This is a genomic window from Microbacterium pollutisoli (genome assembly GCF_053586795.1).
Map to the genome: position 1 here is coordinate 67317 of NZ_JBNYWT010000001.1, position 13163 is coordinate 80479.

The window sequence follows — 13163 nt, forward strand, 5'->3', positions numbered from 1 at the left end:
GGCCGCATGATCGTCGAGTTCGAGGGCACCGTCTTCCTGTGGGACGCGCGCACCGAGGCGATGTTCCTGGTCGCCGTGCCCGCCGAGCTCAGCGCCGACATCCGCGAGATTCCACGGATCCCGCGCGGTTTCGGCTCGGTCCGGGTGGGCGCGCAGATCGGTGGCTCACGCTGGCGCACGTCGATCTTCCCCGACGCGCGGCTCGGTGAGTACGTGCTGCCCCTCAAGCGCGCGGTCCGGGAGGCGGAAGGGTTCGGCGAAGGCGATGTGGTCGCGGTGCGGCTCGAGATTCTCGACGGCTGACCGGGGCGTGCGTCTCGGGGAACGCCTAGGGTGGCGCTATGGGCGGTCCGGCGATCAAGCTCGTGCACGGCGACATCACCACGCAGCGGGTGGATGCCATCGCCAACGCAGCGAACAACGCGATGCGCGGTGGCGGCGGGGGTCGACGGCGCGATCCATCGCGCGGGTGGGCCGGCGGTGCTCGAGGACTGCATCCGACGATTTCCAGACGGGATGGCAACCGGGGATGCCGGGTGGACGACCGCTGGCGATTTGCCCGCGAAGTGGGTCATCCACACAGTCGGACCGAGCTTTCGTGCCGGGCAACGCAATCGTTATCGCTTGGTGTCGTGCTACCGCCGAGTGCTCGAAGTGGCCGATGAACGGGGTGCACGCACGGTCGCATTTCCTCTCATCGGCGCCGGGGTGTATGGGTGGCCCCTCGATGATGCGATGGACGCCGCGGTCTTGACGATCGCGCGGGCAGAAACAGCGGTGGATCAGGTGTTTCTGGTGGCGAGGGATGGCGGGATCGTCGAGGCTCTTCGCGCTTGCGCAACCCGCGTTCAGTGACGCGCTGGCCCCGCTGTGGGGTTGTGTGCCCGGCAGGCGATTAACAATCGTCACGCCAGCCACACGCGTAACGAGTAACACTTTTCTCTCAGCTTTCTCACATTCACCGTTGACACAAACATGAGAGGTCTCTAATGTTTGGGATCGGAGAGGGAGATCCGTCCTCGCGGCGGGCTTTCTGAACCAGGCTCTGCATCTCTCAGGCTCACCCGAATCTGAGAGCCCCCCGAAGAGCCGGTTCCTGGGGAACCGCTAATCGGCGTGCACGAACAAGGGCCATGTCCTGTACACCCCCCCAAGGAAAGGCACGCATCATGCGCACCATCCACAACTATGTCCAGGCGGTGAAGGCCCGCCGCGAGGAGAACGGCGACGAGGGCTTCTCGCTCATCGAACTGATCGTCGTGGTCGTCATCCTCGGCATCCTCGCGGCGATTGCCATCCCGGTCTTCGCCGGACTGCAGGATCAGGCCAAGCAGAGTTCACTCGAGACCGTGGCCGCCAACGGCGCGACTGCCGCGGCGTCACAGATCGCGTCCGAAACTGATCCGACGAAGCACGCGGCTGCCATCACCGCGGAGCTCGGTCAGCTCGCGAAGGACGATGTGAAGGTCGCCCTCGTTCTTCCTGCTTCCGGTACCGCTCCCACTCTGGAGAACATCTGCGTGGCGGCGTACACAGGGAGTAGTGCCCCCACAACGGTCGCAGCCAACAGCTCAACCGCTGGGTTCGCTGGACCCGGATGCTGATCTAGCCACGACCTCATTCGAGGCTGGTCCGGCCCGGCGGGCCAGCCTCGAAGAACATCCATCCGGCGACCTCACTCCCCGACGGAGGTGATCATGCGCGGGCGATTCACCAGAGACGAGGGCTTCAGCCTCGTCGAGGTGATCATCGCGATGTTCATGCTCTCGGTGCTCGCCGTCGCCATCCTGCCCCTGATCATCGGTGCAACCCAGCTCAGCGCGACCAATCGCGAAATCACCACCGCCACGGCATTCGCCAACGCGCAGTTGTCACCGGTTCGCGACGCTTTCCCCCTCAACGCACTGACTCCCGCGACCTGCACCGCCGTCCAGACATACACAGCATCGGATGTTCCCGGGCCCGAAGGCCTCGAGGCGGACATTGTCGTGGGGAGTTGTCCAGCCTCGTATCCCGGGACTGTGACCGTCGACGTTTACGTGTCGTCTGGCCCCGACACCGTGGTGCACTTGCCCACACGCATCCTGGTGACGGCAGCATGAACGTGCTCCCCCGCGACGAAGACGGACTGACGCTGACGGAGCTCATCATCTACGTTCTGGTGTCCGCGCTCTTCGCCGGGCTCCTCGCAGCTCTCTTCATCAACGGCATGCAGGCGAACGCTCAGACGACGGACCGGGACAGCGCCACCGGTCGCGCTTCGGTCGTCAGCACGTCACTGTTCGGCTCGATCCGCAACGCGCTCTCGTTCACCGTGAAGGATGGCGGCAGCTCCGTCGTCGCTGTCGTCGCAACAGGGTCCACGGGCTGGGAGTGCCGGGCCTGGAGCCTCGTCGGTGACGAGCTCCGCTACCGCGCACAGGCGGGAGCGATCGACACCGCTACAGCGCCGGTCTGGGGAGCCCTCTCCGACGGAGTCACACCGACCCTTCCGGGGGCGGTCGCATTCGAGTCCACCGGCGCCCGCGGTCTGGCTGTGGGGCTGGACATCGCGGGTGAGGATGAGATCGTCAGTCTGGAAGATGGCGTGACCGCGCAGGCGGTCACCGACGAAGCGGGGACACCGACGTGTTGGTGACAATCGCCGATCGGTTGCGCGAAGGACGCGAGGCCGGATCCACGCTCATCTCGGTCCTGATCATCATGCTGGTCCTGGGCCTCGGGGGGATGACCGTTGCCGCCATCGTCGTGAACACGGCGGGACTGGTTGTCGACGGGCGCAGCACGGCCCAGTCGCGCGCCGCTGCCGATGCGGGGATGGCTGTGATCGTCGCCCAGGCGAAGAGTGGCGGCTCGATCTGCAGCGCGAGTGCGTCCTCGACTTCCGCTCCCCGCTACTCGGTGTCGGCAGCCTGCAGCGGAGGCAAGGTCACCTTCACGTCTGAGGGGCGTGGCGAGGATGGTGGCGTGACGAAAGCCCAGGCCGTCTACGAGATGCACGTCGCGTCCTCCACCCTCGACGGTGCACTCGTCTCGGCTAACGGCGGGCTGAACGTGTCGTCCATTCACGTCACTGCCTTCGACGTCGATGGCGACATCATTTTGAACCACGGCAGTTTGGACTGCAACAACTCCACCGAGATCGAGGGAGACGTCATCGTTCGAAACGGCTCGGTGAGCCTCTCGAACTACTGTCACGTCCACGGCGATGTCATAGCCTCCGGTGGTGTGACCCTCTCGAATCATGTCCAGATCGGCGGCGACGTGCACGCGATGGGCGACTTCAATATCAACAACAGCACCGTCGTCGCCGGCGATGTGTTCACTCGCGGAACGGCCACGATGACCAGTGGCGCCAAGGTCAGGAGCATCACTGCGCTCGGCACCGTCAGCGTGGACGGCGGCACCACCAGAGTCTTGGGTGCGATCCACACAGGCGGAACTGTCAGTGTCAACGCCGCCACAGTGACGGGGGCTGTGACAGCGGCGAGCAACTCGCCCTCGAGCTTCTACGGCGCGAAGACTGGAGCGATTCGTATCGCTGGTCGACTCAGTCAGTTGCAGGCCACAACCGTGACGGGCGATGTCATCTCGACGCTGGCCGGAGCGTCGCAGGATATTGCGCCCGACGTGACGATCACAGGGAATCTCACGCTTGCTGGCACCTACTCCACCTGGAACAGCGGACCCACAGTAGGCGGGTCGAAGACCGAGAACGTCGCAGGGCTCACTGTTCCCTCTGGGCCTTCCGTCGACGCGCCCTGGCAACTGGCCGCGGACGCATTCACCTGGTCGGATCTTCCTTACAACGCCGCTGCGTGGTCGAGCGCCGGTTACAACGAGATCCCCACTCCGGGTTGTACATTCCAAGGCAATCCCACGCTCATCGGCCAGATCAATTCCTTGACCACGCCGACCATCGTCGACGCACGGTCGTGCGGTCCGCTGAATCTGTACCAGGTGAACTTCAAGCTGAAGACCGATGTCACCTTCCTGGTGACCTCTCTCCAAGGCCAGCTCCTGAAAGTCGAGTCCGGAGACGGCAACGAGCACGTGTTCAACATCATCACCCCCGATCATGTGGTGAACCAGGCCAAGTCGTGCGTCGCCCAATCGCCGCTGCCCACGCCGGGAACCATCGGTCTGTCGGATGTCCAGATGGACCCGCTCATCACCGGCGTCGCATACTCACCCTGCACGATCCATCTCGGTCAGTCTGGCGGCAACCCCAGCCGATGGAACGGCCAGGTGTATGCCGGGACGGTCACGTGGGGTGGGAACAGCGGCACGCGCATGATTCTCGATTACCGCGAGGTGAATCTGCCCGGACTCGTCTCGTCCCCCGCCGGTGGCGGCGGCCCCGTCGCGCCGTCAGGGTTGGGCAATCTTCTGTGGCAGAGAGACGTGCCGTGAACGGTCTCGTTCTCACCCCTGCGCTGGTTGCGGCACTCGTTCTCGTCGGCCTGCTCGGACTCGTCGTCGGCTCCTTTCTGAACGTCGTGGTCTACCGTGTGCCGGCGGGCATCTCGCTGCTGCGTCCGAGTCAGTGCCCGGTATGTGACGCCCCAGTGAACCCATGGCAGAACATTCCGATCGTGTCCTGGCTCATCCTGCGGGGGAGATGTGCATCGTGCGCGGCTCGGATCTCGCCGCGATATCCCCTCGTGGAACTCGCGACGGGCCTGGCGTTCATCGGGGTCGTGTGGGCATGTCTGGATTCCGCGGCCCTCGGGCTCCAACTCACCCAGCAACCGGTGGCCTTCGTTCTCATCGCGATTGCCTATGTCTATCTGGCATCCATCAGCATCGCCTTGGCGCTGATCGACCTCGACACGCATCGCCTGCCCAACAGCATCGTGCTGCCTTCGTATCTCGTGCTCGGAGTGCTGCTCACGGCCGCGTGCCTGTTCGGTGCGTCGTGGGAAGCGTTGCTGCGTGCGGCCGTGGGGGGCGCAGTACTCTACGCGTTCTATTTCATCCTGCGCTTCGCGCAGCCGGGCGGCATGGGCGGCGGCGACGTCAAACTCGCTGGCGTACTTGGCATCGCACTCGGATGGATCGGCTGGGGAGCGCTCATCGTCGGTGCGTTCGCGGCGTTCGTGCTCGGCGGTGTCTTCGGGATCGCCCTCATGGTCGCACGTCGCGCGGGGCGCAAGACCGCCATCCCTTTCGGTCCGTGGATGATCGCGGGCGCGTGGGTGGGAATCTTCGCGGGCGAGCAGCTCGCGCAGTGGTATGTGGGAGCGCTGGTGCGCGGCTGAGGCCGTGACCGGCAGAGAGGGGACGAGACGATGGCGAAGTCAGTCGTCGCGTTGGAGATCACCGAGGAGGGCGTCCGTGCCGCCGAGGTGACGGTGGGACGAAACCCGACGCTCATCGCGTACGGTGCCGTGCCGCTCCCTCCCGGTGCCGCGAAGGACTCCGAAGTCTTCGACCGCGACGGCGTGGCGATGGCGATCCGGCAACTCTGGTCGCGCGCCGGTATCTCGTCGAAGAAGGTGGTGCTGGGCATGGGCAGCCGCCGCATCCTCGTGCGCGACTACACCACCACCGCCATGCGGCCCGACCTGCTAGCGCAGGCGCTGCCGTACCAGGTGCAGGACCTGCTGCCCGTGCCGGCCGACCAGGCTGTGCTCGACTTCTATCCCGTATCGCAAGAAGGCGACCAGGTGACCGGCCTGTTGGTGGCTGCCGTCGCCGAGACGGTGGAAGAGCTCGTCAAGACCGCAGGCAAAGCCAAGATCATCGTCGACGTCGTCGACCTTGCTCCCTTCGGCCTCGCGCGCTGCACCGCCGGTGTTGCGGCTCCGGGCGAGTGCGTCGCCGCACTGCATCTGGGTGATCACACCAGCTATGTGGTTGTGCTGCGCGACGGCGTTCCCCTGTTTGTGCGCATCATCCCCGTCGACATCGCAACCGAGGCGGTGCGCGCGCGCGACGCCGTTGCGCACGCTGATGCGTCGCAGGTGCCGGTCATGGAGGAAGCGTTCGAGACCGTGCCTCCCGGGGAGCCCATCATGCGCCGGTCACGTGCTGCCGCGCGGCTGCAGCCGCGTCCGACTGGGATGACTTCGGCGGCGATCGACGACCTCGTCTGGCGCTTGGGCAGCACGCTCCGGTTCTACGCCGACCGGTCGGGCGATCACCCCGTCACCCGGGTGCTGCTCAGCGGAGCGGGTGCTGCTGTCGAGGGCATTCCGGCGGCGCTGGCTGCCAGCCTGCCGATGCCTGTCGAAGTGGTCGGCGTGAGCCGCGTGCTGCAGTCGAAGGTGGCGATCGCCTCCGCCGATGACGACCTCAACCTGCTCACAACGGCAGGCCTCGCGCTCGGGGAGCACAGCTGATGGCATTCGCAGGAGACGCATCGATCGGCGGATTGCCCCGCGTCAACCTCCTTCCCCGCCGCGAGATAGAGCGCCGCGCGCAGATGTCTTTGCTGCGTCGCTGGGGGTGGGGGCTCGCAGCCGCGCTCTTGGTCGTGGTTCTCGTGACCGCCGGTGCCTTCGTGTTACAGGCCGGCGCATCGCTGAGGCTCGCGCAAGAGAACGCGCGAACGAACGCCCTGCTCTCACAGGTCGCCGCGTTGCAGCCTGTGCGTGACAAGTTGACGCTCGAATCCGAGCTCGCGGATTTTCGCGCACAGGCGATGGGAGCAGACCTGACCTGGAGCACCGTCGTCGCCACTGCCGAGAAAGCCCTGCCCGACGACGTGGTTCTCTCCGGCTTCAGCCTCACCGCCGGCGTGCTGCCATTCGGCGATGACCCGACGCTCGAGGTCGGCGCGGTCGGCACGCTGACGCTCGCCAGCGACTCGACTCTCGACATGGTGCCCTACGTGCGCGCGCTGCGCCAGCAAGCGGGCGTCCTCTCCACGGTCACCGACGGCTGGACTCTGCAGGCGGACGGGGCCGGCTACCTGTACACGGTCAGCCTGGGCATCGACCAGTCGGTGTACACGGGGGCATTCGCCGAGGAGGACCAGTGAACCTCAACAAGCAGTTCATCAACCTCGTCGGCTCGGTGGTGATCCTCGCCGTCGTCGTCGCGGGCATCGCGCTGATCGCCGTGCCGATGTGGTCACAGTCGCAGGCGACGGATGCCAGCACGCGCACCGTCGCGCAGACCAACGCCGTCTATCAGGCTCAGATCGACCAGTTGACGGCGGCAGAAACGCGGCTCGACGAGATCGACGCCCACTTGGTGGAACTGCGGACGGAGATCGCGCCGTTCACGCGTCTCGATGACGCCTTCGACCTCATCGTCACGGCCGCCGAGGAACGGGACCTGGTGCTTGAGTCTGTGACCGCCGGTGAGCCTGAGCCGTTCGTGCCGCGCACGGCCGTCACCGACGATGCCGGACAGGCCACACCGCCGGCATCCACTGAGGAGTCGACCGCACCGGCCGACGCGGACCCCTCGGCAGGGGCCCCGGCGGCTGAGGCCGCGCCGGAACCCACGTCGCCGGATGCGACATCCCCGCAGCAGCAGGTGGCATTCACGATCGCGGTGCCGGTCCCCGACGCGGAGGCGGCTGCGGCTTTCGTCGACGATCTGCGTGCCGGGCCACGACTGATCTCCGTCATCGACGCCACACTCTCCGACGGAGTCCTCACCGTCACCGCACTGACATACATCCGGACGGAGGACTGAATGTCCGTCGATACCTCCCCGCTCACCGACCTGCTCGCCATCGCGGGGCGCTCGCGCGCGTCCGACGTGCACCTGACCGCTGGGCACCCGCCGCTCATGCGCGTCGACGGCGATCTGGCGCCGATCCCGGGCTACCTCGAGGCGACGACGCCCGACTGGCTCGACTCGGCACTGGGCGGCATGCTCACCACCGACCAGGTGGGCGAGTACCGGCAGCACGGCGAGGTCGACCTCTCGATCGCGGTGCCGGGCGTCGCCCGCTTCCGTGTCAACGCGTTCCGGCAGCTCGGGCAGGTTGCGGTGGCGCTGCGATTCATTCCCGATCAGGCCAAGCCGCTCGAAGAGCTCGGCGTGCCGGCCATCGCGCGCGACCTCGTCATGAAGCCGCGTGGCCTCGTGCTCGTCACCGGCCCCACCGGCTCGGGCAAGTCGACGACCCTGTCGGCCATGATCGACATCGTCAACCGCACCAAACCCGCGCACATCGTGACGGTCGAAGACCCCGTGGAGTTCCAGCACACCAGCAAGGTCTCGCTCATCCACCAGCGCGAGATCGGCAGCGACACCGCGTCGTTCTCCGAAGCGCTGCGCCGGGTGCTGCGGCAGGACCCCGACATCATCCTCATCGGTGAGCTGCGCGACCCCGAGTCGATCTCGACCGCGCTGACTGCGGCCGAGACGGGCCACCTCGTGCTGTCGACCCTGCACACCCAGAGCGCGGCGAAGTCGATCAACCGTATCGTCGACGCCTTCCCGCCCGACCAGCAGAACCAGGTGCGCACGCAGCTGGGCGACACGCTGCAGGGGATCATCACCCAGACGCTGCTGCCCAAGGCGCAGAGCGAGGGCCGCGTCATCGGCACCGAGGTGCTCGTGAACACGCCGGCCATCGCCAACCTCATCCGCGAGGGGGAGATCAGCCAGATCTACTCCATGCTGCAGGCCGGCGGAGCGCTCGGCATGCACACGCTCGACCAGGACCTCAAGCGCCTCGTCTCGACCGGCCAGATCTCCATGGCCGTCGCGAAGGAGATCGCCGTCGACCCCAAGACGTTCGACGACGCGCGGATTCGGCCGGTCGACTTCGACGCGGACGCCTGGACGATGCACTCCACCGAGCGTCAGGCCCTGGGCTGGGGCAACTGATGTCGCTCATCGAGGAGTACACCTACCGCGCCGTCGACCCGCGCGGTGGCGGTATGGTCAAGGGCACCGTCGAAGCGTCGAGTGAGAGCGCGGTCGTCTCGAAGCTGCGCGCCCAGGGCCTCACCCCGCTCGATGTCGCGCTCACGTCGAAGACCGGGCTCAACCGCGAGATCTCCATCCCCGGGCTGGAGAAGAACGTCAAGGCCGACACCCTCGCCGTGTTCGCCAAGCAGATGGCCGGTCTCATCAACGCGGGCCTGCCACTCATGCGCACCCTCGCCATCCTCACCGAGCAGGCCGAAGACAAGAAGCTGCAGGCCGCACTCATCCAGGTCCACGCCGCCGTCGAGCAGGGCCAGCCGCTGTCGAATGCGATGGCCCAGCACGAACGCGTCTTCCCGCCGCTCATGGTCAGCATGGTGCGCGTCGGCGAATCGGGCGGATTCCTCGGTCAGTCGCTCACGAGCGTCGCGGCCACCTACAAGAACGAGGCCGAGCTCCACAACAAGATAAAGTCGGCCACGACCTACCCGCTGATCGTGCTGTGCATCGCGATCCTCGGTGTGATCGCCATGGTGACCTTCATCGTGCCGATCTTCGCGGGCATGTTCACCAACCTCGGTTCCGAACTGCCGCTGCCCACGCAGATCCTCGTGACCCTGTCGAACAACATGGTGTGGATCCTGCCCGTGATGATCGTGCTGGGCATCATCGGCGTGCTGTGGTGGCAGCGCAACAAGCACACCGAAAAGGTGCGACGTGTCGTCGACCCGTGGAAGCTGAAGCTCCCCGTCTTCGGCCCCCTGTCGACCAAGATCGCCGTCGCACGGTTCAGCCGCGGACTGTCGATGATGCTCAAGGCCGGTGTGCCCCTCGTGCAGGCCCTCGACATCGTCGGCGAAGCCGCCAACAACTACAAGATCGAAGCGGCCGTGCGCGCGGTGCAGGAGTCGGTCAAGCAGGGCAAGAGCTTCTCGACGCCGCTGGCCAAGGCCGAGATCTTCCCGCCGATGGTGGCCCAGATGGCCTCCGTCGGTGAGGAATCGGGCACGCTGCCCGAGATGCTGGCATCCATCGCCGACTTCTACGAGGGCGAGGTCGAGACCGCGACCGAGCAGCTCACCGCGTCGATCGAGCCGATCCTCATCGTCGGCATCGGCATCCTCATCGGCGGCATGGTCGTCTCGCTCTACATGCCGATCTTCTCGATCTACGGCGAGCTCGGAAACTCGTAGCGGGGGCAGGGGCGGGGTGGATGCCGGCGGCTCGGCGCCCCGGCATCCACTCTCTTGCCGGGATCAGTGACCGCCGCCGGTGCCGCCGCTGAGCCGACCGTGGAAGAGCGTCGTCGCATCGTTCATGCCCTCGAGGACGACGGTCTTGCCCAGCCGCTCATACTTGGTCTCGATCGCGTCGAGGGCCGCGACGGTCGAGGCGTCCCACACATGCGAGCGCGACAGGTCGATGATGACGCGCTCGGGGTCGGCCGTGTACTCGAACTGGGTGGTCAGGTCGTTGCTCGACGCGAAGAACAGCTCCCCGTCGACGTCGTAGCGCACGGTCGGCACCGCGGCATCCGGCACCTCGCGCCGGGTGACGCTCGTGAAGTGGGCGACGCGCCGCGCGAACAGCACCATGGCGGTCAGCACCCCCGCGACGACGCCGATGGCGAGGTTGTCGGTCCAGACCGTCATGACCACCGTGACGAGCATGACCGTGGTTTCGCTCTTGGGCATGGTCTTCAGCGTCCGCGGGCGCACCGAGTGCCAGTCGAACGTCGAGGCCGACACCACGATCATGACAGCGACCAGCGCGGCCATCGGGATCACGGCGACCACATCGCCGAGCACGAGGATGAGGATCAGCAGGAACACGCCCGCGAGGAACGTCGAGATGCGCGTGCGCGCCCCCGACACCTTCACGTTGATCATCGTCTGCCCGATCATGGCGCAGCCGCCCATGCCGCCGAACAGGCCGGAGAGGATGTTCGCGCCGCCCTGGCCGATCGCCTCGCGGGTCTTGCGCGAATGGGTGTCGGTGATGTCGTCGACGAGCTTCGCCGTCAGCAGCGACTCGAGCAGGCCCACCGCGGCCATGGCCAGCGCGTACGGTGCGATGATCTGCAACGTCTCGAGCGTGAACGGCACCTCGGGCAGGAACAGCGTCGGCAGCGACTCGGGCAGCTCGCCCTGGTCGCCCACGGTCGGCACCGCGATGCCGAAGACGACCACGATCACGGTGAGGATGACGATCGCGACCAGGGGAGCGGGCACGGCCTTCGTGATCCGCGGCCACAGATAGATGATGGCCAGCCCCGCCGCGACCAGCGGATACACGAGCCACGGGACGTCGAACAGCTGCGGCAGCTGCGCGATGAAGATGAGGATCGCCAGCGCGTTCACGAACCCGACCATCACCGACCGGGGGATGAACCGCATGAGCTTCGCGACCCCGAGCACGCCCAGCACGATCTGGATGATCCCCGCCAGGATCACGGTGGCGATCAGATAGTGGATGCCGTGCTCGCGCACGAGCGGGGCGATCACCAGGGCGACGGCGCCGGTCGCCGCAGTGATCATCGCCGGGCGCCCACCCAGGAAGGCGATCGCGACCGCCATGACGAAGGAGGAGAACAGCCCGACGCGGGGATCGACGCCCGCGATGATCGAGAACGCGATGGCCTCGGGGATGAGCGCGAGCGCCACCACGAGCCCGGCGAGCACCTCACGGGTGAGCAGGCGGGGGCTGCGCAGTGCCTGCCAGACGGTCGGCTCGATGCGGTAGCGGCTGCGCGGATCGTGGGCAGGGGTGACGGCTGTCATGATGCTCCGGGTCGGGTGGGGCGGGCGAATGCGGCCTCCTGCACTCTACCCGGGTGGGCGTTGGGGGTGGTCGTGCGGTAGGTCGGCTGGCGGGTGCGGGGACTCTATAGAACAAAGCATCGACACTGATGTCGGAGGTCTCGCGTAGAGTATCGGATATGAGCACTCCTCTCGACACCCTCGCCGACACGGTCGACGCCGTGCGTGCGCTGTGGTGCGACGAGCAGGTCGGCGCGCTCGACGGCGACGCTCTGATGAAGGTGAGCGCTCTGCTCGGGCGGGCACGCCGGCAGCTGGATGCTGCGGTGACGCAGGTGGCGGCGGAGATCAGCCGTCAGTCGCGGCCCGAGCTGGGGCCGGAGTCGCTGGCGAAGAAGCACGGGTTCCCCAACGCGAACAAGCTGTTGTCGGGCGAACTGGGCACCACCGGCGGAGAGGCGGCCAAGCTCATCGAGGTGGGCGAAGTGACCGCGCCCCGCGTGCTGCTGTCGGGTGAGACAGCGCCGGCGCGGTTCCCGCATGTGGCGGCCGCGCTGTCGGCGGGCCGTCTCGGCGCCGCAGCCGCCTCGGTCATCACCACCATGCTCGGGCGCGTGCAGCTCCGGGCCGGGGCCGCCGCCGTCGATGAGGTCGAGCGGTCGCTCGTGCAGCGGGCGGCGGGGCTGTCGCTGGACGCCGTGCGCAAACTCGTCCGCAGCGCGGAGGCCCACCTCGATCCCGGTGGGGTCGCCGAGCGGGAAGACCAGTTGCGGGCAGGGCGCCACCTGCGACTGTGGGAAGACCCCGACGGGGCGCTGATGCTCAACGGGCGGATCGATCCCGAGCACGCCGCGCCCGTGAGAGCCGTGTTCGAAGGGTTCGTGTCCGCGGAGTTCGCCGCGCAGCGCGCGGCCGAGGCGTCCGACGACCCGGACACCCCGCATCGCACGGTCCCGATGATCCAGGCCGATGCCCTCGTCCGGTTCTGCGAGCACCTGCTGGGCTGCGAGCACACCGACGTGCCCCTCGGCGGGGCGACCGTGGTCGTGCGCGTCGATCTGGCAGACCTCGAGAACGGCACGGGGCACGGCACCATCGACGGGCTCTCGACCCCCGTCTCCATCGCAACAGTACGAAGGATGGCCGCCGATGGCGGGGTGATCCCGTGTGTGCTGGGCGGCGACAGCGAGATCCTCGACTGGGGGCGCAGAAAGCGACTCTTCACCAGGGCGCAGCGCCTCGCGATCTGTGAACGCGACCTCGGCTGCGCCCGCTGCGGCGCACCACCGGGTGTCACCAAGGTCCATCACATCCGATGGTGGTCCCGCGGCGGCCCGACCGACCTGAGCAACGGCGTGCTGCTGTGCGAATCCTGTCACCATGTGATCCACGACAACGGGTGGGACATCCGCATCGACGGGCCGGGGACCGACGCGGTCGTGTGGTTCCTCCCGCCCGCCGCCCTCGACCCCGCACGGACTCCGCAACGCGGCCTCCGCACGAGATTCGTCGCGGCCGTCGCCTGACCGCGGGGGAGAAGTGTGCCTGACGACGGAGGAGAAGTGT

Annotated in this window: 14 protein-coding genes; 13 read left to right on the plus strand and 1 reads right to left on the minus strand. The window is 67.1% G+C overall.

The annotated features are described in order from the left end of the window. Positions 1–6: 6 nt before the first annotated feature. The 12 genes from ACQ143_RS00335 (at position 7) to ACQ143_RS00390 (ending at position 10031) form a co-directional block, all read left to right on the plus strand. Entirely contained in the window at positions 7–303 is a 297-nt protein-coding gene (locus ACQ143_RS00335) for a DUF1905 domain-containing protein (protein ID WP_449568736.1), read from the plus strand. Between the two features lie 93 nt (positions 304–396). Further along, a complete protein-coding gene (locus ACQ143_RS00340; RefSeq protein ID WP_449568737.1) occupies positions 397–855 on the plus strand; it encodes a macro domain-containing protein in 459 nt (152 codons plus the stop codon). A 314-nt stretch (positions 856–1169) separates the two neighbouring features. Beyond that, complete coding sequence (locus ACQ143_RS00345) at positions 1170–1604, plus strand: type II secretion system protein (protein ID WP_449568738.1); 435 nt, start codon at positions 1170–1172, stop codon at positions 1602–1604. Between the two features lie 93 nt (positions 1605–1697). Then, positions 1698–2102, plus strand: a complete 405-nt coding sequence (locus ACQ143_RS00350) for a type IV pilus modification PilV family protein (protein WP_449568739.1) — start codon at positions 1698–1700, stop codon at positions 2100–2102. After that, the gene (locus ACQ143_RS00355) at positions 2099–2638 is read left to right on the plus strand and encodes a hypothetical protein (RefSeq protein WP_449568740.1); all 540 of its coding nucleotides are present in this window, start codon (positions 2099–2101) and stop codon (positions 2636–2638) included. The genes ACQ143_RS00350 and ACQ143_RS00355 overlap by 4 nt, the downstream gene beginning before the upstream one ends. After that, positions 2635–4413 carry a hypothetical protein gene (locus ACQ143_RS00360; protein WP_449568741.1) on the plus strand — a complete coding sequence of 593 codons (1779 nt, stop codon included), beginning with the start codon at positions 2635–2637 and terminating at the stop codon, positions 4411–4413. The genes ACQ143_RS00355 and ACQ143_RS00360 overlap by 4 nt, the downstream gene beginning before the upstream one ends. Further along, positions 4410–5261, plus strand: coding sequence for a prepilin peptidase (locus ACQ143_RS00365; RefSeq protein WP_449568742.1), 852 nt, complete (start codon positions 4410–4412; stop codon positions 5259–5261). The genes ACQ143_RS00360 and ACQ143_RS00365 overlap by 4 nt, the downstream gene beginning before the upstream one ends. A gap of 30 nt (positions 5262–5291) precedes the next feature. Continuing rightward, positions 5292–6344, plus strand: a complete 1053-nt coding sequence (gene pilM, locus ACQ143_RS00370) for a pilus assembly protein PilM (RefSeq protein ID WP_449568743.1) — start codon at positions 5292–5294, stop codon at positions 6342–6344. After that, positions 6344–6985 carry a hypothetical protein gene (locus ACQ143_RS00375; RefSeq protein WP_449568744.1) on the plus strand — a complete coding sequence of 214 codons (642 nt, stop codon included), beginning with the start codon at positions 6344–6346 and terminating at the stop codon, positions 6983–6985. Before pilM ends, ACQ143_RS00375 begins: the two co-directional genes overlap by 1 nt. Continuing rightward, on the plus strand, positions 6982–7650 hold the full coding sequence (locus ACQ143_RS00380) for a hypothetical protein (RefSeq protein ID WP_449568745.1): 669 nt from the start codon (positions 6982–6984) through the stop codon (positions 7648–7650). The genes ACQ143_RS00375 and ACQ143_RS00380 overlap by 4 nt, the downstream gene beginning before the upstream one ends. After that, the gene (locus tag ACQ143_RS00385; RefSeq protein ID WP_449568746.1) at positions 7651–8796 is read left to right on the plus strand and encodes a type IV pilus twitching motility protein PilT; all 1146 of its coding nucleotides are present in this window, start codon (positions 7651–7653) and stop codon (positions 8794–8796) included. Beyond that, positions 8796–10031 (plus strand): type II secretion system F family protein, encoded by a 1236-nt coding sequence (locus ACQ143_RS00390; RefSeq protein ID WP_449568747.1) that lies wholly within the window; start codon positions 8796–8798, stop codon positions 10029–10031. Before ACQ143_RS00385 ends, ACQ143_RS00390 begins: the two co-directional genes overlap by 1 nt. A gap of 63 nt (positions 10032–10094) precedes the next feature. Here ACQ143_RS00390 and ACQ143_RS00395 read toward each other — a convergent pair whose 3' ends face one another. Further along, the gene (locus ACQ143_RS00395; RefSeq protein ID WP_449568748.1) at positions 10095–11618 is read right to left on the minus strand and encodes a SulP family inorganic anion transporter; all 1524 of its coding nucleotides are present in this window, start codon (positions 11616–11618) and stop codon (positions 10095–10097) included. 158 nt (positions 11619–11776) lie between these two features. Here ACQ143_RS00395 and ACQ143_RS00400 point away from each other — a divergent pair, with 158 nt between their 5' ends. Next, positions 11777–13123, plus strand: coding sequence for a DUF222 domain-containing protein (locus ACQ143_RS00400; RefSeq protein ID WP_449568749.1), 1347 nt, complete (start codon positions 11777–11779; stop codon positions 13121–13123). Positions 13124–13163 lie beyond the last annotated feature (40 nt).